General features: G+C 59.7%; 14 protein-coding genes. 10 read left to right on the forward strand and 4 right to left on the reverse strand.

Annotated elements, in window-relative coordinates; genetic code table 11:
• The first annotated feature begins 171 nt into the window (after nucleotides 1-171).
• Nucleotides 172-714: a hypothetical protein gene (locus tag QVG21_RS00355; protein WP_287920980.1), complete on the forward strand. Its 543-nt coding sequence runs from the start codon at nucleotides 172-174 to the stop codon at nucleotides 712-714.
• A gap of 185 nt (nucleotides 715-899) precedes the next feature.
• Here QVG21_RS00355 and rpmA read toward each other — a convergent pair whose 3' ends face one another.
• A complete protein-coding gene (rpmA, locus tag QVG21_RS00360; protein ID WP_251214380.1) occupies nucleotides 900-1,160 on the reverse strand; it encodes a 50S ribosomal protein L27 in 261 nt (86 codons plus the stop codon).
• Nucleotides 1,161-1,181: 21 nt separating this feature from the next.
• Entirely contained in the window at nucleotides 1,182-1,493 is a 312-nt protein-coding gene (gene rplU, locus QVG21_RS00365; protein WP_251214381.1) for a 50S ribosomal protein L21, read from the reverse strand.
• Between the two features lie 159 nt (nucleotides 1,494-1,652).
• On the opposite strand from rplU, the gene QVG21_RS00370 reads away from it, so the two are divergent.
• From QVG21_RS00370 to cysQ, 4 genes are read left to right on the forward strand one after another with little or no spacing between them, the layout of a single operon-like run.
• Nucleotides 1,653-2,024: a response regulator gene (locus QVG21_RS00370; protein ID WP_251214382.1), complete on the forward strand. Its 372-nt coding sequence runs from the start codon at nucleotides 1,653-1,655 to the stop codon at nucleotides 2,022-2,024.
• Complete coding sequence (locus tag QVG21_RS00375; protein ID WP_287920983.1) at nucleotides 2,021-2,962, forward strand: hypothetical protein; 942 nt, start codon at nucleotides 2,021-2,023, stop codon at nucleotides 2,960-2,962. Before QVG21_RS00370 ends, QVG21_RS00375 begins: the two co-directional genes overlap by 4 nt.
• Nucleotides 2,959-3,876, forward strand: a complete 918-nt coding sequence (locus QVG21_RS00380; protein WP_287920985.1) for a hypothetical protein — start codon at nucleotides 2,959-2,961, stop codon at nucleotides 3,874-3,876. Before QVG21_RS00375 ends, QVG21_RS00380 begins: the two co-directional genes overlap by 4 nt.
• Nucleotides 3,877-3,933: 57 nt before the next feature.
• Complete coding sequence (gene cysQ, locus QVG21_RS00385; RefSeq protein WP_287921420.1) at nucleotides 3,934-4,776, forward strand: 3'(2'),5'-bisphosphate nucleotidase CysQ; 843 nt, start codon at nucleotides 3,934-3,936, stop codon at nucleotides 4,774-4,776.
• A gap of 524 nt (nucleotides 4,777-5,300) precedes the next feature.
• On the opposite strand, the gene der is transcribed toward cysQ, so the two are convergent.
• Nucleotides 5,301-6,605, reverse strand: a complete 1,305-nt coding sequence (der, locus tag QVG21_RS00390) for a ribosome biogenesis GTPase Der (protein ID WP_287920988.1) — start codon at nucleotides 6,603-6,605, stop codon at nucleotides 5,301-5,303.
• A gap of 159 nt (nucleotides 6,606-6,764) precedes the next feature.
• Nucleotides 6,765-8,876, reverse strand: coding sequence for a cation:proton antiporter (locus QVG21_RS00395; protein WP_287920990.1), 2,112 nt, complete (start codon nucleotides 8,874-8,876; stop codon nucleotides 6,765-6,767).
• 250 nt (nucleotides 8,877-9,126) lie between these two features.
• On the opposite strand from QVG21_RS00395, the gene QVG21_RS00400 reads away from it, so the two are divergent.
• From QVG21_RS00400 to QVG21_RS00420, 5 genes are all read left to right on the forward strand, one after another.
• Complete coding sequence (locus QVG21_RS00400; protein WP_287920993.1) at nucleotides 9,127-10,278, forward strand: MFS transporter; 1,152 nt, start codon at nucleotides 9,127-9,129, stop codon at nucleotides 10,276-10,278.
• 77 nt (nucleotides 10,279-10,355) lie between these two features.
• Nucleotides 10,356-10,946, forward strand: coding sequence for an outer membrane beta-barrel protein (locus QVG21_RS00405; protein ID WP_287920996.1), 591 nt, complete (start codon nucleotides 10,356-10,358; stop codon nucleotides 10,944-10,946).
• A gap of 3 nt (nucleotides 10,947-10,949) precedes the next feature.
• The gene (locus QVG21_RS00410; RefSeq protein WP_251214707.1) at nucleotides 10,950-11,906 is read left to right on the forward strand and encodes a PhoH family protein; all 957 of its coding nucleotides are present in this window, start codon (nucleotides 10,950-10,952) and stop codon (nucleotides 11,904-11,906) included.
• Nucleotides 11,907-11,926: 20 nt separating this feature from the next.
• Entirely contained in the window at nucleotides 11,927-13,390 is a 1,464-nt protein-coding gene (locus tag QVG21_RS00415) for an aminoacyl-histidine dipeptidase (RefSeq protein ID WP_287921000.1), read from the forward strand.
• Nucleotides 13,391-13,396: 6 nt separating this feature from the next.
• Nucleotides 13,397-14,365, forward strand: a complete 969-nt coding sequence (locus QVG21_RS00420) for a diacylglycerol/lipid kinase family protein (RefSeq protein ID WP_287921003.1) — start codon at nucleotides 13,397-13,399, stop codon at nucleotides 14,363-14,365.
• Nucleotides 14,366-14,518 lie beyond the last annotated feature (153 nt).

Genomic DNA, 14,518 nt, shown 5'->3' on the forward strand with positions numbered 1-14,518 from the left:
ATGCGCAGAGACCGCTTGCGGGCTATGCCATGCAAGGAGGAGGCCAACAAGCGTAGCGCAGTTAATCTGAAGAGAACTAATAAAAAGTGCATTAAATTCAATAAATTATTGTTTAATGTAGATGATTTTATTATATTTGAAACGAATAACAAACCTTGATTTTTTTAGGTTATGAAAAACACTATTGGTAACATTGCAGTAATTCTGTCAATGTTATCTCTTATCTCCTGTTCGCAGGATGTGGGCGTGGAAGAAGATTATCTTCCGAAAACCCGAACTGTCGAGATGGATGAATACGACGCCAAGGTCTTTTTGATGAATCATCTTCAACTGGATGAATCCGAGAAAATTTATTTCTTGGACATCGATCAGACCGAAGCAGAAAAGGCCGGCATCCCTACAAAAGTCTATAAGCAAGCAATCGAAGACATTACGAGTACGAACCGGATTATCAAAGAAACAATCGAAAACAACAAGTCGGTTGTTCTGACGTCTCCGGCAGCATTGCGAGGAGAATCTGCGAATGTCCGAAACAACATCGTTCCTTATGCTTCTTTTCCATCCGGCAGATTGTCTGTTGATGGAAATGGCGAAGTAGCTCGCGCTTCTTTTTGGCTCCTTATGAACAGGCCGGTGTCAGTTTTCTATGTTTGGCAAAATCCGCGACGGTTTGTATATTCAAATGTCAAACAATCGCTTTATAGTGGATATTAATAGAATACGTATTTTCGTAAAAAGCAGGAACTTTCGGGTTCCTGCTTTTTGTTAGCCAAAATCTATATTTGTCAGAAATAATTAGCATATCTTTCCGAGCCGCAGGCGATGAAAGCCTCCCTCCCCCTCCAATAAAAAAAGACTTCCGGAGAAATCCGGAAGTCTTCTTATCGGTTTTCGCTTGCTTATTCGGCCAGCGGGGTGATGCTTACATAGGATTTGCCTTCGCCTTTCTTGCAGAAAGCCACCGTGCCGTCTACCAGTGCGAACAGCGTGTGGTCCTTGCCCATGCCGACGTTCTCGCCCGGGTTGTGCACCGTGCCGCGCTGACGGACGATGATGTTGCCAGCCTTTGCGAATTGACCGCCGAACAATTTGATGCCGAGCCGTTTGCTTTCCGACTCGCGGCCGTTCTTGGAACTACCTACACCTTTCTTGTGTGCCATGTTGATTCGGTTTTTTGAAGGTTATGCAACGATTTCCTCTACAAGGATCTGCGTCAGATACTGGCGATGACCGTTGCATTTCTGGTATCCCGTGCGACGCTTTTTCTTGAAGACCAGGACCTTGTCGTCCTTCAGGTGCTTCAGGATCTTGCACTTTACCGTGGCGCCTTTCACTACAGGTGCGCCGACTTTGACCTGACCGTCGTTGTCTGTGAGCAGGACCTTGTCGAAACTTACGGACGAGTTTTCTTCGCCCTGAAGACGGTGAACATAAAGTTTCCGACCTTTTTCAGCCTTGAATTGCTGACCTGCAATCTCTACTATAACGTACATCGAATGCGTTTGGTTATGTTTGATAACATAATTCAGGGTGCAAATATACGCATTTTTATCGTATAAGCAACACTCCCGGGAACTTTTTTTCCGCGTCCCGGGCTCTGGCACGGTTTTGGGCTTCGCTGTTGCCGTTCCGGCCTGTTCCGGAGAGTTGCTATGCCACGGATATTGATTGCTTCCGACGACGAGTTCGCTCGCGAATTGGTCCGCCTTGCGCTCGCAGGGGTGGACGCCGAAGTGCGGTGCGCCGGGTGCGGCGCCGAGTTGGAGCGTTTGTGCGCCCGCGTGTTGTTCGACATGGTCATCGTGCTGCGGACCGCTCCCTTTTTCTGCGGGCGCGAGTTGATCGGGCGCTTGCGGCCCGAGGGGTTGCGGCGGCCCGTCGTCTACGTCCTCTCGTGGCAGCAGTGCGAGCAGACGGTCCTCGCTCTGTTGGAGTGCGGCGTCGACCAGTACCTTACTTTTCCCGTCAGTTTGCAGCGGTTGCGGGCCAAGGTCGTCAGCGACCTTGCGGTCAATGGGTTATGAATTTGCTTTTGATTGTCTGTTCGGTTTGTTCCGGCGCGGCCGTCGTCGGGTTGTCGGCCTTGTGGGCCGTCGAAACCTTGAAGGCCCGGCGGCAGGGCGGTTTCCGCAGTGTTCTCCAGCGGCGTTACCTCCATATCGTCATGTCCGCCTTGTATTCCGGCCGGGGCGCCGTGCCGCGGTTCCCCATGTTGCGGCGCGTCGGGTCACGGCTCGTGTTGGCCGAAACGCTGGCCGGGGTCGTTTCCATGACTTACGGACTCGACGTCGGGCTGCTGCGGCAGGTCGTCGCGCGTTACGGGCTCGACAGGTGGCTGTTGCGGCGCGTGCGCTTCGCCCAGGGTTACCGGCGGGCGCGTTACCTCGCTTTGTTGGCTGTCCTGCCCGTCGGCGAGGGGATTCCTCCCCGCATGGCACGTTACGGGCGTAGCCGCAACCGTTACGTCCGGTTCTTCGCCTTGATGACCCGCGTCTCTGCCGAGCCCCTCGCGGCTTTGCGTCGTTTGGCCGACTATGCCGGGCCTTTTTCCGATACCGAGGTGGCCGAAATCATGACTTGGCTGCGGCGCGGCGCGCTGCCCGTCGCTTACGAGCCGCTCGTCGCTTCGCCGTCGTTCAACCTGCGGCGGGTGGGTTTGAGCGTCGTCCGGCAGTTCGGCATCGAGGAGGCCGAGCCGTTGTTGCTGCATTTGCTCGACGGCGAGGAGCCTTACGCGTCGGGTGCCGAGGCGCTTTTTACGCTGTGTGCGTTGCATCGCCCGTTGGTCCGCCGCGAGGTTTCCCGGTGCGTGGCCCGCTTGAACCCGTCCCAGCGGCGCGCGCTGATGCGCTACATGGCGCAGTGCAGTTACTCTCCGCAGGTGCTGTCGCGGCTTTTCGACGATTCCGAATCCGCTTATTACGACACCATCGTGCGGTCTTATAAACGATGCCTGGTATGATTGCGGCGGTTGTTTGTTTCGTGTCGCTGGCCGCCGTCGCCGGGGCCTGCTGGCTGGTTTTGCCCCTCTTGCGGGCGCGTAACAAGCGGTTGCTGGCTGCGCGTATGTTCGGCACCTCCTGCGACGCTTCCGGGACCATCGGTTTCTCGCTCCTTTGCAGCGGCGTGCGGCGGCTCTCGCAGATCGAGAACTTGCTCTCGTCCGAGTACGTCCGTTCGGAAGTCGTCGTCGTGGCCGATGCGTCGCTCCGGCGTGCTTTCTTTGAATCGCTGATAGCCCGTTACCGGATGATTCGCGTCGAATACCTGCCCTCCGACGAATTTCCCGTGCAGCATGTCCGCAGTATGTGGCGGTCGCGCCGGCGGTGTTTTCGGCGGTTGGTGCTGCTCGACCGTTCCGAGGATACTTCGGCCGACGATTGGAACGCTGCCGCTTCGGTCGCTTCCTACGATTGGCTGATTCCCGTGCGCGACGGGCAGTATCTGTTGCCGGGGGTGCTCGAACGGCTCTCGGTCGAGGCGGGGCAGGGGCATCCCGGTGCCGTCGGGGCGCTGCGTTCGTGGGTCGGCGGTTCGTTCGCGCTTCTGAGCCGTGACGCCGTCGCTGTGGCAGGCGGATTCGGCCCCGGGTTTCTGCGGAAGATTCCGCGCCACGCCCGCCGTTGGCTGTGGGAGCCGTTTTTCTATCGGCCCGAGTTCCGCCGGGGGAGTTCGCGGTGGCGGTTCCTGGGGGTGGCGGCACTCGGCTGTGCGATCTTCGCGGCGCTTTGGTATGGCTGGTGGGTGTTGGCGGCGCTTCTGCTCGCCGGGGCTGTCGCTCTGTGTGCCGTCGCCTGTGCGGGGCTTCTGCTCGCCGATATGGCAGGCCGGAAAGTGCCGTGTAAAATTGATGTGAAAAATTTCACAGAATGGTGAATTTTCCGTATCTTTACGATGGCAACCCCGAAAACCGACCTTAAACCCTCTGTCTCGATGATAAACGACAAGGTGAGGATGTACCTGCTTCCTCCGCTTTTCAATGCGGCCGTGCGTGCCGGAGCCTCCATCATGCAGGTCTACAAGAACCGCGACGATTACGACATAAGCCTCAAGAGCGACCGTACCCCCATCACCATCGCCGACCGCCTGGCCCACAAGGTCATCCGCGAGTACCTCGGGCCCACGCGCATTCCCGTGCTGAGCGAGGAGGGGCGCGAGATGCTTTACGACGAGCGCCGCAACTGGGAGCTTTACTGGTTGGTCGATCCGCTCGACGGCACGGTCGAGTTCATCAAGGGCAACAACGAGTTCACGGTCAATATCGCCCTCATGGAGAACAACGTCTGCATGGGGGCCGTGATTTACGTGCCGTTTTACGAAAAGATGTACGTTGCCGGGCGCAATGCCGGAACTTTCCTCAAAGAGCATGTCGTACCCGACGCCGCGGCCGATTATTCCTACGAGCGTATCGTCGAGGGTTTCCGGCCGCTGCCTTTGGCCGGGCCGCCATCCCGGCCGTTGCGCGTCGCCGTCTCGCGGTCGCACCAGACTCCCGAGACCCACGAGCATATCGCCCGTCTGCGCGAGCGTTTCCCCGACCTGGAGGTCGTCGAGCAGGGCAGTTCCTACAAGTTCTGCATGTTGGCCGAGGGGCAGGCCGATTATTACGTGCGCACTACCCGCACTTTCGAGTGGGACACCGCAGCCGGGGAGCTGATTCTCGCCGAGGCGGGCGGTTCCACCCGTTCGCTTCCCGACGGCCGGGCCCTGCGTTACAACGAGGAGGACCTCCGCAATCCCTGGTTCGTCTGCCGTTCCAAGTTCTGCAAGGTCTGAATCGTTCTCCGTCCGGTTTTTCCGAAAAAGCAGCCCCGTGTAGATGCTGGACGCAGCGTACGGAGAGGCCGAGCGCCCGTCCCGAGAACCCGTTCAGCGGATTGACGTTCCCCGAGTTGAAGTTCAGCCCGGCGGGCGACTTGCTGCCCGCAGCGTAGGACGACGACGACCAGTAGTCGCCTTCCGTGCCGACGCCCGTCAAGGCTCCCGCGTCGCGTGTGCGGTAGCCCGCAGCAGTCGCTTTTCAGCAATCGCTCGGATGAATGACAGAAAAAGTACTCAATGAATAATTAATAATGAATAGTGGATAATTATTCCTTATTAACTATTCATTATTCACTAAAGTTTGTTTTCTGTCAGACTGGGGTGCACAGCTGACGGCAGTTAAAACGTTTCAGCAGCTTGTTAAAACGTTTCAGCGCTCCGGTGGAAATCCCGAAGCGCCGTTGCGTCAGCGGATTGCTGAATCTACCTTACCTCGCTGGCACGCACCGTAGCCCGTGCCATTCCGGGTCGGGGCTGCTTTATTTCTGGCGGAAATAGATTTGCATCGGCACGCCCGAGAAGTCCCAGCGTTCGCGCATGTTGTTTTCGAGGAACCGCCGGTAGGGTTCCTTGATGTACTGCGGCAGGTTGACGAAGAACGCGAACTGCGGCGTCGGGGTCGGGAGCTGCGTCACGTACTTGATTTTGATGTACTTGCCTTTGGTCGCAGGGGGCGGGTAGTTCTCGATGAGCGGCAGCATGTGTTCGTTCAGTTCCGAGGTCGCTATGCGGCGTTTGCGCGCCTGGTGGACCTGCATGGCTGTTTGCAGTACGTCGAGGATGCGTTGTTTGTTGAGTACCGACGTGAAGATGATGGGGATGTCGTTGAACGGCGCCAGCTTCTTCTTCAGAAACTCGGTCCATTCCTTCATCGTGTTGCTGCCCTTTTCGATGAGGTCCCATTTGTTGACCACGATGACGCAGCCTTTGCGGTTGCGGACGATGAGGTTGTGGATGTTGAGGTCCTGCGATTCGAGCCCCTGCTGTGCGTCGAGCATCAGGATGCAGACGTCCGAGTTCTCGATGGCGCGGATGGAGCGCATGACCGAGTAGAATTCGAGGTCTTCCATCGTCTTGCCTTTTTTGCGCATGCCGGCCGTGTCGACCAGGTAGAAGTCCATCCCGAATTTGTTGTAGCGCGTGTGGATCGAGTCGCGCGTGGTGCCCGCTATCGAGGTCACGATGTTGCGTTCTTCGCCTAAGAGCGCGTTGGTCAGCGACGACTTGCCTACGTTGGGACGGCCTACGATGGTGATGCGGGGCAGTTCGTCGTTCTCGTCGGCCGTCGGGTCTTCCGGCAGCGTTTCCAGAATGGCGTCCATCAGGTCGCCCGTGCCGCTTCCCGACATGGAGCTGATGCAGTAGGGGTCGCCCAGTCCCAGCGCATAGAATTCGTGCGACGAGTACATCTGGTCGTTGTTGTCGACCTTGTTGCAGACCAGGAACACTTTCTTGTTGCTCCGGCGCAGGATGTCGGCCATGAGCGCGTCGAGGTCGGTGATGCCCGTCGAGACTTCCACCAGGAACAGGATTACATCGGCTTCGTCGATGGCCAGCAGCACCTGACGGCGGATTTCGTCCTCGAAGATGTCTTCGGAGTTGACCGTGTAGCCGCCCGTGTCGATGACCGAGAATTCCTTGCCGTTCCAGTCGGTCTTGCCGTAGTGGCGGTCGCGCGTGGTGCCGGCCGTCGCGTCCACGATGGCTTTGCGTTGGCCGACCAGCCGGTTGAAAAGGGTGCTCTTGCCCACGTTCGGGCGTCCGACGATTGCTACGAGGCTCATGTTGTCTCCTTGACTTTTGCGGTTTCGAGGGGCAAAGATAGGGAAATTAAAAATTAAGAATGAAAAATCGGGAATCAAAAAGCGAAATCCGGGGAACAATTTTTAATTCTTAATTTTTCATTTTTAATTTTTAATTTTTAATTTTTAATTTTTAATTCTTTATCCTAAGTTCATGTTGAAGATGCCTTGTTGTTCGGCATGTCCGGCCTGTACGGGGTAGACCAGTACGAAGCTGTGGTCCGCCATGTTTTCGTCCAGGTAGGCCGGGATGCGGTACATGCCCGCCTGGTAGGAGATGCGGTCGCGGCGGCTCATGACGACCCACAGACAGTCGTCGTTGCGCAGTTCGGGCAGCAGGGCTGCGGGGTTGTCCCAGGTTTCTTCGCAGACGGCGTATTGTGCGATGTCTTTGCGGCGGCGACGGCCCCGCAGGTGTTCGACGGTTGTTTTCGGGGCGTGGAAAATCAGTTGGGCTCCCGTGTCGTGGGCCAGGTGGCGGATGCGCAGGAGCCATGCCTGGAATCCCGCTTCCAGCTCCGCCTTGCGCGGGACCACTACGTGGTGGCGCCGGATGGTCGGGAGCGGCTGGGCCGAATGATAGATGAACGTCGTCACGGCGCATTGCGCCAGCACGGCTTGCAGGGTCTTGCCCAGCGCGGCGGTCGTCGCGGCGGTCGGTATGCCCGGAATCTGCACGTTGGGCCCCGGCGAATTCTCGTGCATGCCCAGCACCAGGTCCGTGATGTTGCGTTCGCGCACGGCGCTCACGATGGCGTTCACCGTGTTCACATCGTAGCGCAGCAGGCTGTGCATGTGGATGTCGGCCGCGGCCGCGGCCGTCACGGCTGTTTCGAGCAGGCTCTGCGAGCGTTTTTTCAGTTCGGGGTCGTCGCTCTGGTTGTCGATGACGTTCAGCGCGTAGAGACTGCGGTACTTCTGCTTGGTCAGCGCGATGCTCAGCCCCACCAGCTCGGCGATTTTTTCCTGGCGCGACACCGGGATCAGCACGTGTTCGCCCGTCGTGCGTTCACCCGGCCCCTGCGCCCCTTTGATGGCGATGTTGTGGGCGCCGCGCTGCGAGGCGAAGGTCGAAATCGTGCAGGTCGCCAGTATCATCAGAATCGTGCCGTTGAGCACCGCTTCGTTCAGCAGGCGGATGGGTTCGCCCTCGGGCGTGCGGCCCAATACCACGTTGTAGCCCACCATCACTGCCGCCAGCGTCGCCGCCACATGGGCGCTGCTCAGTCCGAAGAGCAGCGTGCGCTGGTCGCGGCTCAGCCGGAAGGTCTTCTGCGTCAGGCAGGCCGCTATGTATTTGGCCGCCGTCACCATGACGATCATGACGATGCTCACTTCGATGCTCTCCCAGCTCTTGAAGAACGCGCGGTAGTCGATGAGCATCCCCACGCCTATCAGAAAGAACGGGATGAAGATGGCGTTGCCCACGAATTCGATGCGGTTCATCAGCGGCGAGGTCCCGGGAATGAGCCGGTTCATGGCCAGTCCCGCCAGGAAGGCGCCGATGATGGGTTCGAGCCCCGCCAGCTGGGCGAGGTAGGCTCCTAAGAATACCATGACCAGCACGAATACGTATTGCGAAACGTTGTCGCTGCACCGTTTGAAGAACCAGCGGCCGATGAGCGGGAACAGCAGCAGAATCGCCGCCACGCACGCCACGACCGAAGCGCCGAAGCGGTACCAGAATCCCGTGTCGGCCTGGCCCGTCGCGAGCCCCACCACCACCGTCAGCACCATCAGCGCCAGGATGTCGGTGATGATCGTGCCGCCTACGGCAATAGTCACGGCCCGGTCGCGCGTGATGCCCAGCCGGCTCACGATGGGGTAGGCGATAAGCGTCTGCGACGCGAAAAGTCCCGCCAGCAGGATGGACGAGTAGAGCGAATACCCTAAAATATAATGGCCCGCCACGATGCCGAACAGCATGGGTACCGCGAAGGTGTAGAGCCCGAATACCGCGCTGCGCCAGCCGTTGCGCTTGAAGTCGTTCATGTCCATCTCCAGCCCCGAGAGGAACATGATGTACAGCAGGCCCGCCGTGCCCGACAGAATGATGCTGCTGTCGCGCAGCACGAGGTTGAACCCGTTGGGCCCGATGACGGCCCCGGCGATGATGAGCCCCAGCAGATAGGGGATTTTCAGCCGGTTGAGCAGCAGCGGCGCGCCCAGCACGATGGCCATGATGAGCATGAACTTGAGAATCGGGTCCTCGAGCGGCAGGGTAATCAGCGGTAGGATGGTTTGCGGTGTCATTCGGTATGGGCGGGCCGGGCGCCGTGGGCCGGCGCGTCCCGCGTTGTCGGAGACAAATATAGCGATAATTGCCGGAACCGCCGCGTCCGCAGGGCGGAAAAATGCGTCGTTGCGCAGCTTCGCCGGACCTTTCCGGCCGGATTTTTGGGTGGTCCGGTACGGGCCGCAGGGCGGATGCCGCAATTTTTTCGGGCTTCGCAGGGTGGTTTTTCCGAAAAAAATGTAACTTTGAATTTCCTAAACGGTTGAAATGAACGACGAAAAGGTAAGCAAACGCCTGCTGGCGCCCGTTCTGGCGGGTTTTTTCATCATGGGATTCTGCGACATCGTGGCTCCCATCAGCGGGCGCATCGCCGCCGGGTTTCCCGCGGCCCGGCAGGAGGCTGTGAGTTTTCTGCCGACGATGGTTTTTCTGTGGTTTCTGGTGCTCTCGGCGCCCGTCGCCGCATTGATGAACCGCATCGGGCGCAAGGCCACCGCTTTGTTGGGCTACGCCTTTACCTGCGTGGGGCTGCTGGTGCCGTTCTTCGCCGGGGAGGGTTGCACGCTGGGCTGGTACTTCGCCGGATTCGGTTTGCTGGGCATCGGCAACACCATCGTGCAGGTGGCGGTCAACCCGTTGCTGGCGACCATCGTTCCCGGCGGGCGGATGACCAGTTATCTGACCGTCGGGCAGATTTTCCGCAACACTTCGCTGCTGTTGCTCGCTCCCATCGTCACCGCGCTTGTCGCCGCCACGGGGTCGTGGCGCTGGCTCCTGCCGATTTATGCCGTGCTGACCGTCGTGGGGGGCGTGTGGTTGCAGCTGACCGCCGTTCCCGAGCCGCAGAGCCGGACCCGCGCCGCCGGGTTGGCCGACTGCTTCCGTTTGCTGCGCAATCCGGCCGTGCTGCTCGCTACGCTGGGCGTCGCCTGTTTCATCGCGGCCGACGTCGGCATCGGGTTCCTCTCCGTGCGGCTTATCGACAACCCCTCGTCCATCCTCACCACCACCGGATTTTACGCCTGCCGCATTGTCGGCACGCTCGTCGGCGCGTGGGTGCTGCTGCGTTATTCCGATGTGAAATACCTGCGCTGGAACATGGCCGGGGCGCTGGCGTTGGTCGTCCTGTTGCTTTTCGTGCGCAACGAGGCCGCGATTTATGCCGCCGTCGGCTTGCTGGGCTTCGCCATGGCCTGCGTCTTCGCCACTTTCTACGCCGTGGCCACCAAGGCCGAGCCCGACCATGCCAACGGAGTGGCCGGACTGATGATCATGGCCATTTCGGCCGGGGCGCTGTCGGGGCCCGTCTGCGGAGCCCTCGTCCGCGCGGCGGGCAATCCTCACATGGGGATGCTTTTCGTCGCCGCCTGCATCGCCTACATGCTTTGGGCGGCATTCAGACTGCGAATTAAAAATTAAGAATTAAGAATGAAAAATGCGATTCCAAGGCACAAGCCGAAGAATCCGTAAAATATCAGTTGCAAAGTTCATCGTTTATGTTACGCAGAATCTTCTTCACTCTTTTGTTCGCTTCGGCGGCCGCAGCCGCTTCGGCCCAGCCGCTCAAAGTGGAGTACGGGGCCGTGGCCGGTATCAACGTCCCCGACTACAAGACCAACATGGCGACCACCGACATCAAGAACAAGCTCGGTTGGCAGGTGGGTATCGTCACTTCGCTCAAATTCGGCTGGGTGTCGCTCGACCCGCAGATTTTCTACGTGCGGCAGGGGTTGCGCATCAAGCCCGAGGGGAGCGACGAAATCGACCTCAAGTCCAATTCGGTCGACATCCCCGTGCTGGTGGCGTTCCGGCCCATCCGTTTCCTGCGCATCTTCGCCGGTCCGGTCTTCACGGTGGTCAACAGCTGCAAGCAGAAGCAAGAGGGCGACCGGCTCGATTTCGGGCGCGTGCGTCCTACGCTCTCTTATTCGGCCGGGGTCGGGGCCACGCTTCTGAAGCACCTGACCATCGACCTGCGCTACAACGGCCAGTTCAAGGGCAAGAGCAACGTCGTTCTGCCCGACGGCAGCCAACTCGACAAGCTGCGCACCTACAACGTTGCGCTCAACGTCGGTTACCTCTTTTAGCCCATGACCGAGGTCGGCAGGGAAATTCCGGTCGAGGGGGTCGACCCCCGCGAGCTCTACGGCCCGCAGAACGTCTATCTGGACCAGATCAAGGCGCTGCATCCGTCGCTGCGGATCGTCGCGCGCGGCTCCACGCTCAAGGTCCTCGGTTCCGACGCCGAGACGGCGCAGTTCCGCAAGCGGTTCGAGGGCTTCACGGCCTATTACCTCAAGTACGGGCACGTTTCGGCGCAGGTCGTCGACCAGTGTTTCGCCGGGTCGTCCCTCTCGCACGAGGGGCCCATCGACAAGGACGTCATCGTCTACGGCAACAACGGCAACATCGTCCGGGCCCGGACGGTCAACCAGCAGCGGCTGGTCGAGCTGTTCGGTCATAACGACCTGCTGTTCGCCGTGGGGCCTGCCGGGTCGGGCAAGACCTATACCGCCATCGCGTTGGCCGTGCGGGCGCTCAAGGAGCGGCAGGTGCGGCGCATCATTCTGACGCGTCCGGCCGTCGAGGCGGGCGAGAAGCTGGGCTTCCTGCCCGGCGACATGAAAGAGAAGCTCGACCCCTACCTTCAGCCGCTCTACGATGCTTTGAACGACATGATTCCGCCTGCGCGGCTTCAGAAACTCATGGAGGAGGGCGCTGTGCAGATCGCGCCGCTGGCCTACATGCGCGGCCGCACGCTCGACAATGCGTTCGTCATCCTCGACGAGGCGCAGAACACCACCTTGTCGCAAATCAAGATGTTCCTTACCCGCATGGGGCGCAACGCGCGCTTCATCGTCACGGGCGACGTCACGCAGATCGACCTGCCGCACAAGACCGACAGCGGCCTGGTCCGGGCCATGGAGATTCTGCGTTCCGTCCGGGGAATCGGCATCGTCGAGTTCGACCGCCGCGACATCGTGCGTCACGAGCTCGTCAAGCAGATCGTCGAGGCGTTCGACCGCTCGGCGAAAAACGAAGAATGAATTGTAAAACCGATACCTTTATGGACAGAAACTTATCCGCGCTCCAACCCGCGCTCGTCTGGAAGCATTTCGCCGAAATCGTCCGCATCCCGCGCCCCTCGTCGCACGAGGAGCAAATCCGCCGTTATGTTCTCGATTTCGCCCGTTCGCTCGGGCTCGAATGCCGCGAGGACGAGGCCCACAACATCTATGTCCGCAAGCCCGCGTCGCCCGGCATGGAGAACCGCAAGGGGGTGATTTTGCAGGCCCACCTCGACATGGTGCCGCAGAAGAACAACGACAAGCAATTCGATTTCACGACCGATCCTATCGACGCCTATATCGACGGCGGGTGGGTCACGGCCGACGGCACGACCCTGGGCGCCGACAACGGTATCGGGGCGGCGGCCATCATGGCTGTCCTTGAGGACGATACGCTCGTTCACGGACCTCTCGAAGCGCTCTTCACCGCGACCGAGGAGACCGGCATGGACGGAGCTTTCGGGTTGAAAGCCGGGCTTTTGCAGGGCGACATCCTGCTGAACCTCGATTCCGAGACCGAGGGCGAGCTGTACGTCGGCTGTGCCGGCGGTCTGGACGCCAACATGACTTTCCGTTACGCCGAGGTTCCTGCGCCTGCGGGCGATTTCAAGGCGGCCCGGCTCTCGGTCAAGGGGCTCAAGGGCGGCCATTCGGGCATCCAGATTGTCGCCCAGCGCGCCAACGCCAACAAGTTGCTTTTCCGGTTGCTCAACGCCCAGGCTGAGAAGTTCGGGGTCGTGCTCGCGTCGGTCGACGGCGGCGGTCTGCGCAACGCCATCCCGCGCGAAGCCGAAGCCGTCGTGCTGATTCCTGCGGCTGGCCATAAGGCTTTCGCCGATGCGGTGGCCGCCTACGAAAAGACCGTCATCGCCGAGTTCGAGGGAATCGAGGATTCCATCGCGGTCCGGCTCGACGCGTGCGATGCGCCCGCCGGGGTCATCCCGGCCGATGCGGCGTCGAAGCTCGTCAAGGCCGTGGTCGGCTGTCCCGACGGCGTGGTGCGCATGTCGGTGGCCATGCCGGGGCTCGTGCAGACTTCGACCAACCTTGCGCGCGTGGTTTCCGACGGCAGGAGCATCCGATTGCAGTGCCTGCTCCGCAGCTCGGTCCGCAGCGAGAAGGAAGCGCTGGGCCAGGCCATCGCCGCCGTCTTTGCGCTCGCCGGGGCCGAAACCGAACTTACGGGCAGCTACGACGGCTGGAATCCCGACATGAAGTCGCCCATTCTCAAGGCGATGACCGCTTCCTACGAACAGCTCTACGGCCGCAAACCTGCTGTTACGGCCATCCACGCCGGACTGGAGTGCGGCATCATCGGCAGCAACTATCCGGGGCTCGACATGATTTCGTTCGGCCCGACGATTTGCTATCCTCACTCGCCCGACGAGAAGGTGGAGATCGCTTCGGTCGGGAAGTTCTACGATTTTCTGGTGCGCACGCTGGCCAACATCCCTCAAAAGTAGCGTTCGGTGGAGAGCTCCGCGAACAAATGGTTCACCATCGTCAATCCCGTGGCCGGAGGGGGCCGCGGGCTCGACCATTTCCCGCAGATTTCCAAGCATCTGCGCGATGCGCACATCCTCTGCGAACCCGTCTTCACGGAACATAAGTTCCACGCCACGGAGCTCACCGTCACGGCCATGCGCGAGGGTTACCGACGTATCATCGTCGTCGGGGGCGACGGCACGCTCCACGAGGTGGTCAACGGGCTCTTCATCCAGCAGGAGGTGCGGCCCGACAAGGTTCTTGTGGCGGTTATCGCCGTGGGCACGGGCAACGACTGGGTCCGCACGTTCGGCATTTCCAACCGTTACTACGACGCTGTGGAGGCCATCCGCGAGGAACATTCTTTTTTGCAGGACGTCGGCGTGGTCTCCTACGAGGAGGCGCAGTACCGCCAGTGCCGCTATATCGCCAACGTCGCCGGGGCCGGGTTCGACGCCCATGTCATCCGCAAGCTCACCCATCTGAAGAAAAAGGGCCACAAGAGCCATTGGCGCTATACGTGGCGGCTCGTGCGCTCTTATTTCGGCTACAAGTCCACAGGCGTCAAGGTGTGGGTCGACGACAAGCTGATTTACAACGACCTGCTTTTTTCGGTCGCCATCGGCATCTGCAAGTACAACGGCGGCGGCATGCAGCCCCTGCCCGAGGCGGTCGCCGACGACGGGATGCTCGACCTGTCGCTCATCCGGCCCATCCATTTCTGGCATATCCTGTTCCGCTTCCGCTATCTGTTCAACGGCGGCATCTACCGCATCCGCCATGTGCTCCAGGCACGCGGCAGCCGCATCCGCATCGAATCATCGCCCGAAGTGTCGGTCGAGGTCGACGGCGAGTTGTTGGGCGAAACCCCTTTGGAGTTTTCGGTGCTCCACAAGGCTGTCCGCATCGTCGTCGGCGCCGATTTCTACAAGGCGCACGCCGGAAATCAATGAATAATTAATAATGAATAGTTAATGATTTTTGCAGTATCCAACCAATTATTCACTATTCATTTTTCGGATTGCGGGTTGTTCGACGATGCCCGTACAGCAATACGGCGGGACCTCTCCAAGAGAGGTCCCGCCGTTCTGTTTTCGGCTGCGGTC

Origin of the sequence: Alistipes sp. UBA6068 (genome assembly GCF_949428155.1) — a bacterium.
Lineage (GTDB): Bacteria > Bacteroidota > Bacteroidia > Bacteroidales > Rikenellaceae > Alistipes > Alistipes muris.